The sequence below is a fragment of the Chthonomonas sp. genome (assembly GCA_016788425.1).
GTDB lineage: Bacteria > Armatimonadota > Fimbriimonadia > Fimbriimonadales > Fimbriimonadaceae > JAEURQ01.
Genome location: JAEURQ010000002.1, coordinates 478,352 through 494,307 on the forward strand (window position 1 = coordinate 478,352; position 15,956 = coordinate 494,307).

17 protein-coding genes are annotated in these 15,956 nt (G+C 59.9%); 7 read left to right on the forward strand and 10 right to left on the reverse strand.

Annotated elements, in window-relative coordinates; all coding sequences use genetic code 11:
* Positions 1-3: 3 nt before the first annotated feature.
* The gene (locus JNJ45_04155) at positions 4-1,806 is read right to left on the reverse strand and encodes a hypothetical protein (protein MBL8047855.1); all 1,803 of its coding nucleotides are present in this window, start codon (positions 1,804-1,806) and stop codon (positions 4-6) included.
* A gap of 10 nt (positions 1,807-1,816) precedes the next feature.
* Complete coding sequence (locus JNJ45_04160; GenBank protein MBL8047856.1) at positions 1,817-2,182, reverse strand: tetratricopeptide repeat protein; 366 nt, start codon at positions 2,180-2,182, stop codon at positions 1,817-1,819.
* 99 nt (positions 2,183-2,281) lie between these two features.
* On the opposite strand from JNJ45_04160, the gene JNJ45_04165 reads away from it, so the two are divergent.
* The 4 genes from JNJ45_04165 (at position 2,282) to JNJ45_04180 (ending at position 5,989) form a co-directional block, all read left to right on the forward strand.
* Entirely contained in the window at positions 2,282-3,412 is a 1,131-nt protein-coding gene (locus tag JNJ45_04165; protein ID MBL8047857.1) for a thiamine pyrophosphate-dependent dehydrogenase E1 component subunit alpha, read from the forward strand.
* Between the two features lie 26 nt (positions 3,413-3,438).
* Positions 3,439-4,419: an alpha-ketoacid dehydrogenase subunit beta gene (locus JNJ45_04170; protein ID MBL8047858.1), complete on the forward strand. Its 981-nt coding sequence runs from the start codon at positions 3,439-3,441 to the stop codon at positions 4,417-4,419.
* Positions 4,420-4,568: 149 nt separating this feature from the next.
* Positions 4,569-4,841, forward strand: coding sequence for a hypothetical protein (locus JNJ45_04175; GenBank protein ID MBL8047859.1), 273 nt, complete (start codon positions 4,569-4,571; stop codon positions 4,839-4,841).
* The gene (locus JNJ45_04180; protein ID MBL8047860.1) at positions 4,841-5,989 is read left to right on the forward strand and encodes a glutathionylspermidine synthase family protein; all 1,149 of its coding nucleotides are present in this window, start codon (positions 4,841-4,843) and stop codon (positions 5,987-5,989) included. The genes JNJ45_04175 and JNJ45_04180 overlap by 1 nt, the downstream gene beginning before the upstream one ends.
* On the opposite strand, the gene JNJ45_04185 is transcribed toward JNJ45_04180, so the two are convergent.
* The gene (locus JNJ45_04185; protein MBL8047861.1) at positions 5,970-6,887 is read right to left on the reverse strand and encodes a PEP-CTERM sorting domain-containing protein; all 918 of its coding nucleotides are present in this window, start codon (positions 6,885-6,887) and stop codon (positions 5,970-5,972) included. The two genes, JNJ45_04180 and JNJ45_04185, sit on opposite strands and share 20 nt — an antisense overlap.
* Before the next feature lie 44 nt (positions 6,888-6,931).
* Positions 6,932-7,603, reverse strand: a complete 672-nt coding sequence (locus JNJ45_04190; GenBank protein MBL8047862.1) for a hypothetical protein — start codon at positions 7,601-7,603, stop codon at positions 6,932-6,934.
* A gap of 77 nt (positions 7,604-7,680) precedes the next feature.
* Here JNJ45_04190 and JNJ45_04195 point away from each other — a divergent pair, with 77 nt between their 5' ends.
* Positions 7,681-8,262: an NADH-quinone oxidoreductase subunit B gene (locus tag JNJ45_04195; protein MBL8047863.1), complete on the forward strand. Its 582-nt coding sequence runs from the start codon at positions 7,681-7,683 to the stop codon at positions 8,260-8,262.
* On the forward strand, positions 8,262-8,774 hold the full coding sequence (nuoI, locus tag JNJ45_04200; GenBank protein MBL8047864.1) for an NADH-quinone oxidoreductase subunit NuoI: 513 nt from the start codon (positions 8,262-8,264) through the stop codon (positions 8,772-8,774). The genes JNJ45_04195 and nuoI overlap by 1 nt, the downstream gene beginning before the upstream one ends.
* Here nuoI and JNJ45_04205 read toward each other — a convergent pair.
* The 3 genes from JNJ45_04205 to JNJ45_04215 are packed head-to-tail and all read right to left on the reverse strand — an operon-like array spanning position 8,771 to position 11,470.
* Entirely contained in the window at positions 8,771-9,775 is a 1,005-nt protein-coding gene (locus JNJ45_04205; GenBank protein MBL8047865.1) for a hypothetical protein, read from the reverse strand. The two genes, nuoI and JNJ45_04205, sit on opposite strands and share 4 nt — an antisense overlap.
* 5 nt (positions 9,776-9,780) lie before the next feature.
* A complete protein-coding gene (locus JNJ45_04210; protein MBL8047866.1) occupies positions 9,781-10,536 on the reverse strand; it encodes a DUF4129 domain-containing protein in 756 nt (251 codons plus the stop codon).
* Complete coding sequence (locus tag JNJ45_04215; protein MBL8047867.1) at positions 10,508-11,470, reverse strand: hypothetical protein; 963 nt, start codon at positions 11,468-11,470, stop codon at positions 10,508-10,510. The genes JNJ45_04210 and JNJ45_04215 overlap by 29 nt, the downstream gene beginning before the upstream one ends.
* Before the next feature lie 74 nt (positions 11,471-11,544).
* Between JNJ45_04215 and JNJ45_04220 the strand changes: the two genes are divergently transcribed.
* Entirely contained in the window at positions 11,545-12,258 is a 714-nt protein-coding gene (locus JNJ45_04220; GenBank protein ID MBL8047868.1) for an outer membrane lipoprotein-sorting protein, read from the forward strand.
* A gap of 1,032 nt (positions 12,259-13,290) precedes the next feature.
* Here the strand turns inward: JNJ45_04220 and JNJ45_04225 are convergent.
* The 3 genes from JNJ45_04225 to JNJ45_04235 are packed head-to-tail and all read right to left on the reverse strand — an operon-like array spanning position 13,291 to position 15,943.
* Complete coding sequence (locus JNJ45_04225; protein MBL8047869.1) at positions 13,291-14,112, reverse strand: 6-carboxytetrahydropterin synthase; 822 nt, start codon at positions 14,110-14,112, stop codon at positions 13,291-13,293.
* The gene (locus JNJ45_04230) at positions 14,112-14,969 is read right to left on the reverse strand and encodes an ABC transporter permease (protein MBL8047870.1); all 858 of its coding nucleotides are present in this window, start codon (positions 14,967-14,969) and stop codon (positions 14,112-14,114) included. The genes JNJ45_04225 and JNJ45_04230 overlap by 1 nt, the downstream gene beginning before the upstream one ends.
* Entirely contained in the window at positions 14,966-15,943 is a 978-nt protein-coding gene (locus JNJ45_04235; GenBank protein MBL8047871.1) for an ABC transporter permease, read from the reverse strand. Before JNJ45_04235 ends, JNJ45_04230 begins: the two co-directional genes overlap by 4 nt.
* Positions 15,944-15,956 lie beyond the last annotated feature (13 nt).

Genomic DNA, 15,956 nt, shown 5'->3' on the forward strand with positions numbered 1-15,956 from the left:
CGTCTATTTTGGCAGGTTCCGCACGTCGATGAGGTCGAACTTCTCCCCGTCATAGAGCACCGTTCCCGCTTGCTCGGGGGTGCCGAACGTCTTTGAATCCGGCCAGACCAAGTAGTCCACGCCGAGCGTGGCCAGGTTCGACGCGCGGGCAGCCGGATCGGCGTTGAGGAACACGTCTTTGGTGACCTTGCCACGCCGCTCCAGATAGTTCGGCGTTTCGCTCCAGTGACCAATCGGCGAGGTGCAGCCGGCCAGGCCGACCAAGATCGGGTTGAGGTCGGGGACGACCGGCGAGAGGAATTGATCAGGCACCTCGCCCTGAGCCGGAACGCCAGGCAAACTCAACACCACCTTCTTGCCCGAGGCGTTGCTCAAAATGCGCACGATGGCCGCCTCATCCGTGCCCAAAAACACCGGTTGCACCGTGGTGTTGCTCACGTTCTGGCCCTGCAATTGGAACTCGCGGGCCAGCCACAGAAGCGACGACCCGCTCATGACCAGGCAACCTAAAATCGTGGCCATATTGCGCGAAGAGCGATTGCGGTTTTCGATCAATCGGGCGATGCCGATAGCCGCGAGCGCGGCCACTGGCACGGCCAAACCCATGGTGAGTTTGCGCTGGAAGAGGGCCGGCCAATAGGGCGCGATAAACCCCATGACCATCCAGGCCGAAAGGAGATTGGTCAGTTGGCATTCGCCCGCCAAGAACCAACACACAACAAGGCCCAACGCGGCGACCAACGCAAAGGCGAGCGGCCCCATCCAGTAGCCGTCAAACACGTGCGAGGCGGCAAAGCCGAAGCCCGCGAGCATCAACCCGGCAACGAGCAGCACGCCCACGCGGGCCGAGCGCCAGGCCCCAGCAAGGCCAACGCCAACCCCCGGAAGGTAGCCGAAGAAATACTGCCGAAAGTTGGGTGAATAAGTCGGCGTCGCTGCCCGCGCCTGGAACACGGCATCGGCGCGCAACACGTGCACAAACCATAGCGCGGCCGGCACCACGCCAAGCGTCATGGTCGCCACCCGCCCCAACCAGCCGCTCGAAAACGTGCCCGAGCGAACGGTCGTCACCAAGAATCCGAGCATGACGAGCCCGACCAGCAGCACGTCGTAGCTGTGAATATTCATCAGCAGACCGATGCAAACGAGCCCGGGCCACACCGCGCGCTTGTTGGTGCGAGCTTCCACCACGCTCCAAAAGAACCCCAGAATCAGGCACAAGCTGGCCATAAAAAGGCCGTTACTGAGCATGGAGGGGAACACAAAGCCTTCGGTTTGCCACACGTCGGTCGGCAATCGGCTGAGCATGGGCCTCGCCAGGGCGCTCGGCACTGGTTTGACAATCGCCTGGCCAAAGTTGTGCCACACCAGGAAGCCGAGTCCGCCGCCCACGCCGATCAACGCGATGGCGAGTTTGCTGGCGTAGATGCTGACTTCGCTGCGAGTAAACAACTTGCCAAGCAGCCAAAAGAACAGCAGGCAGAAGAAGCCCCGCGCCAGAGTTGTGGCGACCATCGGGCCGACCAGCGCACTCACCCAGCCCAGAATCAAAAAGTAAACGTGGAAAAACTGCCCCGACTGGGGGTCGGTGGTGAATCGATTTTCGAATAGAAACCGCCCTTCCGCGGCCTGACGCATCCACGCGGCGTACACCATATGGTCGTCGGTGTTGGTCTGCACCCCCAGGTAGGGGCGGCCCGAGGTGAACCCGATCATCGCGGGCAAGAGCGCAATCAAGGTAATCGCGATCCCAAATCGGATCACGAACCGCATGATCGAATGCTCGCGGTCAACCGGCTGAGTCATGCGCCGTTCGTTATTGCGGAATCGGGCGATTCATGCTCTTGTAAATCGACTCGATCATCTTCTTGTTGTTGAGCGCAATCTCGTTCTTCGGGTCAATCTTCAGCGCCTCGCGGTAAAGCTTCAGGGCCTGCGGATACTTCTGCTTCGGCGTCAACACCGGCGAGTTCATGCTGATGGTGCCGAAACTCACGGTGGCGTCGATGTAGCCCTTTTTGATCTTGCTGTCCTTCGGATTTTTCACAAAAGCGGCCTTGCTGCGGGTGTAGAGGGCCTTGGCCTGGGCCAGGAGTTTCTCGTCCTTGGCCATGGTTTTGGCTTGGCCAAAGGCCGCGCTGCCGACCAGCAACATCGAGAGAGCCAGAATGCTTCGTCGCATGATGCCATTATGGCCCACAAAGTTGACCTGCCGAACGCAATCCCCTTGTCCGATAATGAACCTAGAAGGTACACTTTTACTTCACCCGGAGTTCAAATTTTGGCAACCACAACTAAGGAATCAGTCGGGGAGTCTGTCCAACGTCCCCGTGATCTGCTCACCAAGGAAGAGCACCTCGAACTTTTACGTCATCTTTTCCTCGCGCGCTACTTCGACGTGCGCCTGATCAAGGAAAAGAAGCGCGGCCGACTGCGCGGCACGCTGTATTCGTCGCACAACCAAGAAGGCATCCTCGCCGGCTCGCTCTATGCGCTCAAAGCCACCGACTGGATCAGCCCGATTCACCGCGACATGCCGGCGTTCTTTATGAAGGACATGCGCGGCGGCTGGGATCGCGAAGGCCGCCTCGCCATGACGATTGAGGAAGTTTGCTGCCAAGTGTGGGGCAAGGTCGGTTCGCCCGGACGCGCCCGCGACAACTGGAGCCACATCGGCAAAAAGTCGGCGCGCATTATTCACTCGACTTCGATGCTGGCGGGCACCATTCCCGCCGCCGCCGGCGTGGTTTACGCCGACCGCATGAACGGCGGCGACGCCGTGGTTCTTACCTACAATGGCGAAGGCTCGACGGCTCAAGGAATCTTCCACGAGGCGGTTAACTTCGCCGCGGTTCACAAACTGCCGGTGGTCACGATCATCGAGAATAACCACTGGGCATACGGCACACCAAACAACATGGAGTATTCGCTCCCTGACTTCGCGCGCCGCGCCGATGGCTACGGGATTCCCGGGTACATCGCCGATGGGCAAGACGTGTTTGACGTGTACGACAAGGTCAGTGAGGCCGTCGCTCATGCCCGCTCGGGCAAGGGTCCCAGCATCGTGGAGTGCAAGACGTACCGCGCGTATGGTCACGGCGATCACGATGACGACCGCGCCGCGAAGTATCGCCCCGACTACGACAGCGACCCTGCCATCGTTGACGCGATCAAGCGTTACAGCCGCGACCCCATCGCCGCCGCCAAGGAATACCTCGTGCAAAAGGGTTACCTGAGCGCCGAGGACGCGGCCAAGTACGCCGCCGAAAACAAGGGTGCGGCGCAATGCTCCGATGAAGATTTCCCGCCTGATGTGGTGGCGTTCCTTAAGCGCGGCGTTGACTTCGCCGTGAAGGATGGCGTCCCCGCCGCCGAAGAAGGCGGCATGTGGGTCTTCCGGGAGGGCAACTAATCATGGCCGCCGTTGAAAACAAAGTAATGACCAACTACCTGACTGCCATTCAAGAGGCGATCGCCGAAGAAATGGCCGCCAACCGCGACCTCATCGTCATGGGTGAGGACATCGGCATTCTTGGTGGCGCGTTTGGCGTCACCACCGGTTTGCAAGAAACCTTCGGCAAGGAGCGCGTCATCGACATGCCGATTTCGGAGGGCGCAATTGCTGGTGTCGCCGTGGGTATGGCGCTGAACGACAAATCGGTCTGCGCGGAGTTCCAGTTCATCGACTTCATTTCGACCGGATTCGACCAGATCGTCAACATGATGGCGACCTACCACTACCGCACCGCAGGTGAGGTGGCGCTCAACATTACGATGCGCGGCCCGGCCGGCGGCTACGGCGGTGGCGCGCTCTATCACAGCCAAATGAACGAGGCTTGGTTCGCCAACAGCCCGGGCATCAAGATCGTTGTGCCGAGCACGCCGTACGACGCCAAGGGCCTCACCAAGGCCGCGTTGCGCGATCCGAACCCGGTGCTCATCTACGAAATCAAGGAGCTGTACCGCAGCAAATCCATTGAGGAAGTGTTGCCGACTGAGGACTTCATCGTTCCGCTGGGCAAGGCCGCCATTCGCCGCGAAGGCAAAGATATCACGCTGGTGACCTACGGCCAAAACGTGTACCATTGCCTTGAAGTTGCGGAGAAACTCGCCGCCGACGGCTACGAAGCCGAAGTGATTGACCTGCGCACGTTGGTGCCGCTCGACGAAGAAACCATCGTCGAATCGGTGAAGAAGACCAACCGCGTGCTGGTGGTGAACGAAGCTCCGAAAACGTGCGGATTCGCTGGGGAAGTCGTGGCTCGCATTAACGAGCTTTGCTTCGAGCATCTTGATGCTCCCGCTCTGCGCGTGACGCGCCTCGATACGCCCGTGCCTTGGGTCAAGCCGCTGGAACTCTTCGTGCTGCCGAGCGTGGAGAAGATTCACGCCGCTGCGCTCAAAATCTGTAAGTTCTAACGAACCTCGGAGCAAGTAATGGAGCAAGTAATAGGGTGACGGACACACACGTGTCGGTCACCCTATTTGCAACCGAACATGCCAAAACCGAGTATCATTTTTGAACTTCGATGAAAGGCAATTTGCCTCCTACACTTAAACTTGTCGGCATGGTCGCCGCGGTATCCGCCGCCGGTTGTGGCAGCATGACACCCCGCGATTGCGTGGATCAATACGGCAATCGCCGACCCGACCTGGAATGCACGAACCGCAGCTCGTTTGGCGGCGGATTGTATCCGCGGTTCATCTACGGCGGTCGCACCATCAACGGACGCATCTATGGTGGTTCCACATCCATGCCCGCCACAGGCGGCATCCAAACCCGCAACGGCACAGTGATTCGGTCGTCGGGGTTTGGCAGCGGATCGAGCTGGAGTAGCTAGTGCGCCGCGTGGCGTGCCCGCCTCGCGACAACTGGGTTGAAATCGTCGAGGCGCAGGGCCTCACCTACCACACTCACGAGGGCAAGCCCTACTGGTTTGAGTCGGCTCGCTACGAGTTTTCGGCGCGCGAAATCGCCGAACTCGAACAAGCCACCAACGATCTGCACGCGCTGTGCCTATCCGCGATCGACGAGATTTTCGCCCGCGATTGGCTGGAACGGCTACACATTCCGGCCAAGTTCCACGACCTCATGCGCCGGTCGTGGGACGATGATCCGCCCGCGATTTATGGCCGGTTCGACCTCGCGTACTCCGGCGAAGGTCCGCCAAAACTGCTGGAATACAATGCCGACACTCCGACGAGCCTGCTCGAAGCGGCGGTGATCCAGTGGCGCTGGCTCGCGGATCTGCATCCCGAGGCCGATCAGTTTAACAGTGTTTGGGAGGGGCTAGTGGAGAAGTGGGCTGCGCTGAAAGACGAGGGCTTTTTCCCGGATGGCTGCGTTCACTTTGCTCACGAGCGCGCATGGGAAGACCTCATGACGATCACCTTGCTGCGCGATTCAGCGGAGGCCGCTGAGCTGCAAACGCGCGCCTTGCACATGGACGAAATCGGCTGGAACGAGGGCACGCGCCGCTTTGTCGATGCCAGCGGGGAAGAGATCGAGACCCTGTTCAAGCTCTACCCGTGGGAGCAGATGCTGGACGACCCCTTTATGGAGTTTGTCCTCGAGTCATATCCGCGGCCCCATTGGATGGAGCCCGCGTGGAAGCTGCTCCTCAGCAACAAGGCGATTCTCCCGATTCTGTGGGAACTCGCGCCGGGTCACCCGAACCTGTTGCCCGCCTATGACGACGGCCCGCGCGATCTCACCGAGTTTGTCAAGAAGCCGGTGTTCTCTCGCGAGGGGCAAAACATCGCCATCACCACGTCCGACGCCCAGCATTATCAGCCCGGCGAGTACGACGAAGGCAAGTCGGTGTGGCAGTCTTACGCGCGGCTACCCGAGTTTGGGGGAAACCACGCGGTCATCGGCAGTTGGGTGATTGACGGCGAGGCGCGGGGAATCGGGGTTCGCGAGAGCGATACGCCGATCACCACCGATCTCGCCCGATTCGTGCCGCACCTTATCGTCGGCGACGAATGATCACCACCAAGCCGAGGCCGAGCAAAGCCAGTCCGCCCGGTTCGGGCGCAACCACAATCGCCATTCCCACGGCGTTGGTGGGCAACGTCAGCTGGCGGCTGGCGCCAAACGAATCCCAGTAATCGGAAACGCCAAACTGGCGATACTTTTGCAGGCGCAGTTGAGTGCCGACCTTGCCCAGTCCGTAGGCTACATTGGTGTGACCGAACTCGATGTCAATCGCGGAGGTCCAAGCTGTTCCTGGGCCAAAACCGGCGGTTGGCGCCGAACCGAGCGCGGTGATGTTTTTGATATTCGCGACTCCCGTGCTGCTCACGGAGAGCATCTTTGTGCCCTGTATGCTGCAGCCCGCCATCCCAATGTAGGCGTTATCAATCACGGTTTGCACCGGCGAGGCGTAGCCGGTGGGGCTCCAGCGAGAAATGCGACCCATGCTGGTGGAGTAGCTCACAACTTGCTGGCCACTGTCAACCGCGACTTCGTTGAAGACATCGCCGGCCGTGCCATTGTAATTTGTGAAGGGTAGCCCGGTGCCAAACCCATTTGTAAGGCTTATTTGGGTGGAACCAGTTGCGGCGAGCACACCCGTGTTTGTGGTGGCGATCCCACGAACAAACGCAAAGCTATTCGAAGTGATGAGGTTCCCAGTGTTGTAGTCGTACACCGAATAACCACCCGCGCTTCCCAAACCAACAAAGGCGAGTCCGAGATTCTGCTTGATCGCAATGGAGGTGCAGCCGACAAGGTCGCCGCCGCCAAAGCTGCCAAGGTAGGTGCCCGTGTCGCCGTCGTAGCGATACACCACGCCCGCGGTCGCATCCGCGATGAGGAGCATGTCAAACGAGGCGTGCGCCGCCGAAACACAACCAATGGCAGCGGCTAAAAGTGCAAGTCGCATGCCCTAGTTATATCAAATGTTTGCTCAAAACGGAGTCGGTAATTTTACGCGGCTTGCTGAATCGCTTCGATCAGGTGCGTGGAGGACTCCGTGAGCCGCCACGGGAACACGCGGCAGGGAAGACCCTCGCTGAGCACCGAAGTCTCATGATCCATCAGTTCGCCGGAGAGTTTCCAGTCGTCGGCCAACGTCTCGCACGTGGGGGAGGCGAAGTAAAACTGTTCGCGCTCGCCAACTTGAAACTGCCCCGAAACGCGGTCGTGATAGCTTGCCCAGTTGCGGTTGGACAGCAACTGACGCAGTTCTCTATGCAACGCATCTAAGTCGGTCGCGGGATAGAGAGCGGGCAACTGGCCCAGGAAGTTGCAGAACAGCACGGCGGCATCGGGATATTCCTCAAGCACTGTACGGAACGAGTCGAGATCGGGCTCAAACCGAGCGGTTTTGATCCACTTGGTGCGGAGCTTGTGGCGGCGATCAAACATCAGCCGGGCCGACGGATCGACCTCTAGCCCAATGACCTGCGTAAAGCTTTGCAGCCAGCCGCGTGACAGCGAATAGCCCGCACTGGGTCCGACGAGCAAAATCTGCGAGTTGGGTGGATTCCAACTCAGCAAAAAGCGGTGGACGTGCGCGCGGTAAGAGCGCCACTGGTCGGCCGACTTGAGCGCGCGTAGGTGATAAACCAACCCACCAGCGGGGTTTAGAATCGCCATGCTTCAATTATCGGCCCGCCGAACCGAAACCTAGAGCGTGCGCACTTCGCTGAGCGTAGCGCGTATACTGAGATTGCATGCCGAAGAGAATCGAAACGATCGTTCTGCACGATAGTTCCACGCCCGTGATCGGGGACGTGGAAAAGGCGGGAAGCGTTGTCCTGACGAACCTGGATTACCTGCTGAACCAGGCGCGTGGGAACGCCCTTTGGCCGCTGACCTTTGGCCTTGCCTGCTGCGCCATCGAAATGATGAGCACGGTGGCCTCGCGATTCGACCTCGCCCGATTCGGCTCAGAAGCCTTCCGCGCCACCCCGCGCCAAGCCGACGTGATGATCATCGCCGGACGCCTGAGCAAAAAGATGGCGCCGGTTTTGCGGCAAATTTACGACCAAATGCCCGAACCCAAGTGGGTGATCAGCATGGGCGCTTGCGCCAGCAGCGGCGGCGTTTATAACAACTACGCCATTGTCCAGGGTGCCGACCAAGTGGTGCCGGTTGACGTCTACGTGCCGGGCTGTCCGCCCTCCCCCGACGCGCTCATTTACGGGATCCTCAAGCTTCAAAAGAAAATCATGACCAAGACCCCGCGCAAGAAGCTCAGCGAACTGCGCCTCGTCGAAGTCAACCCGCGACGCCTGGAAGAGGTGCCGAAGTAATGCCGCAAGCCCCCGGATTGTTCAAGTCTGTGGTCAAGCCGGTGCTTACCGGTTTCGGCATCACGCTCAAGCGCCTCGGCCACAAAAAGGTCACCATCCAGTATCCGGAAGAACTGCGCGAGCAATTCCCGCGAACCCGCTGGCGACACTTCCTCACCCGCTACGACTCAGGCCTGGAGCGCTGCATCGGTTGCTCGCTGTGTGCGGGCGCATGTCCCGCTCGGTGCATCTATGTCGAGGCGGCGGAGAACACTGACCAAGAGCGATATTCGCCGGGCGAGCGCTACGCCGTCCGCTACGAAATCAACATGTTGCGCTGCATTTTCTGCGGCTATTGCCAAGACGCATGCCCCACCGGCGCGATCGTTTTGCGCAAGGATTTTGAACTCGCCAATTACGACAGACCGCAATTCATCTTCACCAAGGAGATGCTGCTGGAGAAGGAGCCGGGCCAAAACCTGGAGCCGCACCTGAGCAAGTGGGAGCGCGTGAAGGCCGGCGGCGCAGACTAACGCCGCGCCAATTCCGAAGGGATCGCCAAGGCTCGCGTCAGATTTTCGAGCGAGACGGGCACATTGCCAGCCGCCTTGAGAATCTCCAGTGCCCGCAGCTGCTCGTCGGTCAAAAACGAGTTGCGAATCTCTTCCGGCGAGTCCTTGGCGAGGTTCAGCCGGGCTCTGATCTTCGCATCCAGATTTGCGTAAATGATCTCGTTCGCCGTTCGGTCGGCACTCGCGCGTCGCAACAAGTGACCAAACGCCATGAGCAGACTCTTGGTCGACTTTTGGGTCGTCACCTCGCGGATGGGCGAGCCGAACCGCCGCCCAAAGGTGAAGATAATCACCCCGAAAAGGAGCAACGCCTGATTCCAGATACTCGATGCCGACGGATGAATCTTGCTCAGCAAATCTTGCCCGGAGTGCACCAAGCCGCTCTCATCAAACACCACCGGCCCGGGCTTGGGCATTAGCACCTTGACGAGCCTCATCAGCACTCGCGCGTTATCGGCCTTGTCAATCAGGGCGTTGGTCGCGATCGTGGCGTCGTCGAGCGTAATGGCGACGGCTTCGCCTTCGATTTCCACCGAAGCCCAAGGGTCGAGCCCGCGCCGCAGTAACGCCTCGCCGTCAGGGTCAAATTCCGAAGTCGAGTTACCGCGTACTGTGAACGCCGGCTTGCCGCCCGCCAGCACCAAGTAGTCCTGCGCAACCTCAAGTTCTTTCAAGTTAAGCCGAGTAAGACCTTCTAACGAGAGCACTCGGTGCAGATCAGTAATATCGCCCGAGTACGTCGTACTGATGAGCAGCTCCTTGCGGTCGGGCGAACGGTCGTCTGGCGAGTGATTCACCCGCACCGAGTAGCCTTCGGCCTCAAGCAACCGCCCAAAGGCGGCGAGGCCATCAATCTGGCGGGAGTTGACGCTGGGATACGACTCTTCGCGCGGCTCGGAATAGACGGTCCATACCCACAGCGCGATGAGCGCGATGAACGGGAGCCAAATCCACTTCGGCATGGACCTCATGCGAAGGGCACCGCCTCGACTTGGCCCACAAAGGCGCGAAACTCAGCGACATCAGAAAGCCCCGCCACCCGTGACCCGTACCAAAGGTCATCAAAATTCTGCGTGATCGTTCGCAAAGGCAGGTCAACCATGGCGCGGCTCTCTGCGAACCGATAGTAGTGCTCCCAGTTGGTTTCCCACGGTCGCATTCGCAGTAGTTTGCGCCGATCCATGGTGACCAGCGCCGCCAAGTACAGCGCGCGGACGGCCTCACGCAAGCGACCCTCGGATTCCATTTTCGCTGCGAGCGCGAGCCACTGATCCACCGAGTACTTCGCCTCGACTTCGCTCATCAACTTGTCGGCGTCTGCGCCCGCCTTCTTGCCGCGCTTCGCCAGGTCCACGTTGCGCAGCAAAAAGTAGAGAGCAATGACGACCGCGGCGGCCAGGACAACCCACATGATGAACGTGAGGGTTGAACTGGAAGGCAACTCCACATCGGGCGATGGCGGGCGCTCCCGCGAAACGGGCGCATCCCGGCGGCTCAGACGCCGAAACGCATTCTCTGCCCAGTCGTTGTCGTATTTGCCAGGCCGGGCGTCTCGGTTGTAGCCGGACGACAACTCCTTTTCGGCTACGGCGCGGTAGTCCTTCGCGTCCTTGCCCATCACGACGTCCTCGCGCATTTTCTCCAGCGAAACGCCACTGCTTTGCGCACCCGCGAAGGCTGCGACAAAGAGCAGACTAAGCCCGAAAACGCGAACGCTTGCCATATTGCGCGGCCCTCCGAGCCAAGATATCAACATCCAGAGCTTCCAACGAAATGCGGCTGTCGATGTAGGAGATCGCCGTTGCCGCGAAACCGTATAGGAGCATCAAGCCGATGCCGAGAATGAAGGGCAGAATCTCGAGCGTGCGCACACCCAACACCATCCACATGGGGGTGCTCGCTTGCACCTCCAAAAACTGCTCCAGCAAACCGATGACCAGTCCGCCGGCAACCGCCGTAATCAGGATAAGCAACAATGTCGCCGACATCGCCGAGTTTGCCATGAGGCGGTTGACCTTGTTCAACCTTTTGCTGCGTCGAATCGCTTCGCTGGGGCTCACGTCTTCCATCACGCGGATGGTGACGCCCAGCGACCCGCCGACCATCGAGAGCGGCACCACGCCAATGCCGGCGATGAGCATCAACAGCCCAACCATGGTGAGCGCGGCGAGGCCATCGTTTTCTCCCGCGACTGTGCCCGGCCCGAGCATCAGCGCGACGGCCGTGAGCAGGTACAGCACGGGGGCAAATAGAACGCGGGCGCAGATGATGATCAGGTGCCACAGCCGATCGCTGACAATTCGCGATGAAGCAGCCAACGTCTCCGGTTGTTCGAGCGCCTCGGTCGTGAGCACCCGGGCGATGAGCCCGCCGGTGTAGCTAAGGCTCACGGCGAGGAGCGGGATCAAGAGTAAACCTCCACCTCCGACGTACCAGAGCGCCTCGCGAACCTGGACGGTGGCATCATTCGAACTGCTGCTTGCGAGGAAGGGAAGGCAAAGAAACGAATATGCGCCCAGCGACATGCCGAACATGGCAATAGGCGCCCAGCAGGCGCTGAATAACTCCACAAAGCGCCGTCGAAGCACATCCATGGTGAGCCCGGCCTGAACATTCAGGCCGGGCCGTTCGTGGATGAGTTCATCAAGAATCTTCATGGAATGCGCCGTGTTCTCTCTTGCGTAGAATCGTTATATCCTAAGGCTCTGCCACAATTCAGGACACCGCCAGCATGATTTCAACAATTGCCCTTGTAGCCCTCGCCACGCCGCTCGTGGCTCCCACCATTGACGACTACATCCCGAAGTTCCGCGACGCCGCTTTTACCATGAAAGTAGGGCAGGCCAACTTTGCCGAACTCCGCAAGATCAACAAGGATTTCGCCGACTCGTACCGGTTTAAGACGACCGACGTGAAGATGAAGGAGCCGTTTAAGTTGCGCGTCGAAGGGAAACTCGATGGTAGCAGCATCATGTATATCATCAACGGCAAGAACAAGCTGGTGAAGGTGCCGCGCTCCAAGATCAGTTTCCGCGACAACGTGGCCAACAGCCCCGGCAAGATCCAGACTCCGCTCGATTTTGGGCTGATCACGGCTAGTATCTTCGATGATTTCTACCGAGCCTCGTTCGTGCGGAACGACCGCGCCACCGGCGACGTGGTATTCGATCTCACCTACGAACCCCGATTTAAGGACAACACGCGCCAGCGCGTGTTCATTGAACCCACCACAAAGCTGCTGACGAAGCGCGAATGGTACAACCGGAAGGGCGATTTGATGGCGATTTTCACCTATGGCGGCGCCGCCAAGGATTCCGGTTCGGGCGTCTATTTCCCGACAACGCTGACCGTTCGCAACGCGGACAATAAGGTCGCCGGCACCGCCACTTACACCGATCTTAAGGTGAACGACGGGCTGAGCGAGAGCTTGTTTGAGCTGAAGTAGTTTTGTGGTAAACCCCGAGAACACGGGGTGATTTTCAGTGATCAATGAATTGTTAGCCGTTTTTGTCTTAGGGCAAGAAGACATTAGGCGTCCTAACTTGCTACGAACCTACGGAGAAGATACTTGGGAAATACCTTTTGTCTCCGCGCAACACGGTCGGTGGGCGATTGTAAGAGATGACCGTGGTGGCAACGCTTACCTTGGCACTTTTGACGGTCGCAACTTTAAGCCTCGGAAGAGTTGGTTTTTACGCGAAGGGCCTCAAGACGGTCTAGACGATCGTCTTCGGTGCACAAAGTTTTGGTTCGTACTTGAAATGGCCGGGAAGTTGGCTGACTATTCAAAGGTCCTGGATCACAAGATGCGAGAGTGTCTGAGCTTCTATGGGAAGGTCGATGAATATGGTAGCTGCGACCGACCTGATACTGTTGTGATGTTGGTCAAGACCGAGACACCAGTCGTGATCTATCTCTCGAAAAACGTAGGCTTTGTGCGAGCCGTGGACAATCGCACGACGAGTGTTCGGCTTATTCATGGAAAACTTGTGTTTTCAATCACCAGGCGTGATTCTGTCCAAGAGACCAAGGCTCGCCTTCTTTCGGAGTTCTTTAACAAAAGTCACAGACTGTCGGCTTCTGCCCCAAGAGAATTATAAGGATCGCGAAGGGCCCATCTCCATAAAGCAAACCGGCCCCTCCATAGGAGGGGCCTTCTGCATAGGAGGTGCCCAGTTGAGGTCAGGAGCTCTGGGATGTGCGTGCATCTGTCAGACCGACCCTACTGGCAACAGCCGCTTATGCGGAAGGAGAGGTTTTGTAACCACGTCAAAGCCCGAAGGCCCCGACGGGGTACTCCCGCTCGTCGACGAGGTTAGCTGCCGGGTTCGGGCCGAAAGTTACCCTAGAGCATGCGCTCATTCACCCCAGTTGGTGGGTCCCCCGCTCAAGCCTTGCGGCCTGATTAGACGTCCGCCGCATTTCGCTGGCGTCACTTATGTTATACACCGTCAGGGGCGAAAATGTTCGGGCGATTTTACGAGTCTCGTACGGTAAATGCGCTCCGCGCGGTTTCCCACAGCCGCACTTCGGCGAGCTTTGCCGGCGTCTGACCGCGTAAGCGATCGAAGATCACCTGCGCCACCACCTCGCTGGTGGGGTTGAGACCCGCGAACTCGGGGATATCTTCGTTCAAGGATTTGTGATCGTAGCGGTCCACCACCCGGGCGTTCACCACTTCATCCAGCGCGAGCAGGTCGCAAATCCAGCCGGTTGTCGCATCCGGTTCGCCGGTCACCGTGACTTCCAAAATGTAGTTGTGGCCGTGCCCGTTGCGGTTGTTGCACTTGCCGAAGAGCTCCTGATTCTCGGCGTCGCTGAGGGCGGCGATGTGCAGGCGATGGCTGGCGGCAAATTCGTAGGATCGAGTGAGGGAGATCATGGTGGGTTGGTCGGCGCGCCAAGCGCCCCAGAGGTCGGGCATTTCACGCAGAAGCAGGGAAGTAAGGCGCGCCTCGGCGGGTGGGTCGAGTTTGCGGCTGATGTAGTGGAGCAGATTCTCCAGACTCGGCGACGCGCTGGCGAAGTGCGCCACCTCGTCGTTGATGGACTTGCCGTTGAATTCGTCGGTCACCTGACGCCGGATCATGTCGTCGAGCGTTTTGATGTTGATGACCATGCCGTCGGCGGGGCTGATCTCGCCGGCGAACGTGGCCTCAAGCGTGTAGTTGTGGCCGTGATTGTAAGGCGAGGCAATCGGCCCGAACAGCGCTTCGTTCTCGGCGGGCGTGAGGTCACTCCGCCAATAGCGGTGCCCGCTGGCAAAAGTCACTTGTCGCGTTAACTCCACCACCGGCATCACTTCATTCTACGATACGGAACGCCAAGTGATGCGGGTTGCCGGGTTCCGCGACCCAGAATGATGAGCACAGCCAGCGCGCTGACATACGGCAACGAGACGAAAAGCTGGGGCGGCAAACCCCAGCCCATGGCCTGCGCGCGGTATTGCAGGGTCTCGACAAGGCCGATGAGCATGGCCGCGAGCACCGCGTAGGTCGGCGACCAACGCCCAAACGTGACCATGGCAAGGGCCATAAATCCGCGCCCGGCGACCATGTTCTCGGCGAAACTTTGGGCCACCCCAATGCTCAGGTGCGCGCCGCCGAGCCCGGCGAGGGCGCTCGCTAACACCACGGCCTGCAGCCGCACGCGATTGACGCTGGTTCCCGAGGCGCGTAGGGCCTCCGGGTTTTCGCCGCTCGCCCGGGCCAGCAATCCCCAGCGGCTGAACCTCAACAGCCACCCCGCGCCCACGACAAGGACGAGCATGAGGATGACCACGGGGTCGATACCGCCGATCTTGGGCAGTTCGGGCAGGCTCAGCAGCTCGCCGCTCCGTCCGAATTGGGCGCGGAACACCGTGCTTGTCACGCCGAGCATCGTGAGGTTGATCGCCGTGCCGATGACCACTTGATCCAGCGCGAGCCAGACCGTAAACAAGGCTTGCAAGAGGCCGATGGCAACGCCGGCGACGATACCGGCGAGGAGCCCGAGCCACGGATCTCCGATGGTGAGTGATACCAAGGCACCGGCTAGCGCCCCGCCCAGCATGGTGCCTTCCAGGCCGATATTGAGCAGGCCCGCGCGTTGGTGAATCACCTCGCCGATGGCGGCCAGCGCGATGGGCGTGGAGAACAGCAGAATCAGCGCAATCACGCCGCGCCCTCCCGCATTTGGCGGCGTCGGTTGAGCTCGGCGAACGCAATCACCAGCAGCATACTAACGCCCTGAATGATGGCGACAATGCTACTTTGCGCGCCTCCGGTGCGCGCGAGTTGGTCGGTCCCGGCGATGAGCATGCCAAAGGCGAGGGCGCTGACGACCACTCCCAGCGGATGCAAGCCGCCCAAAATGGCGACCGGGATCGCAAGGAACCCCCAGTTTTGGCTGAAACTCGCGCCGAGTTGCCCCGCCATCCCGGCGTATTCCACTCCACCCGCGAGCCCGCAAAGTGCCCCGCTGAGCGCCATGGCACCGAGTTGAATCCGCGAGACTGGCAGCCGATTCACCTCCGCCGCGACGGGGTTTTGGCCGACAAAGCGGAGCGAAAACCCGTAGGTGGTGCGGTAGAGAAACAGAAACACCAGAATCGCGATGGTGACGGCCAGCGGCACTCCGAAGTGGAGGTCAATCTGGCGATCCCACCGCAACAGCATCTGCGTGTCGGGCAAGCGCTTTGTCATCGGCACGCCGCCACCGGGGTCGCGAAGCGGCCCCGCGCTCACCCATTCGAGCAACTGGAGCGCCACAAAGTTGAGCAGAATCGTGCTGATGACGAGCTGAACGCCGCGCCGAATCTGGAGCCAAGCCACGAGGACGGCCAGCGCCGCTCCGCCGACTACACTTGCGGCCAGCAACAAAAGCGGTGGCGCTCCGGGCATCACGGCAAACAGGAGCGCGCCCGCGATTCCGCCACAAATGAACTGGCCTTCGCCGCCAATGCTATACATTCCGGCGCGCCACGCGACGATCACGCCGAGCCCGGCTAGCAGCAGCGGAGTCGCGTTGACGAGGGTTCGCGAGAGCCCAAACTTATTCGCCAACCCGCCCTTAAACAAGATCGCCAGCGAGTCGCCGACCGGCAATCCGAGCGCCAGAAGCGTCAGGCATAAGGTGAGGAAAACCGCCAAAACTGTGACAACC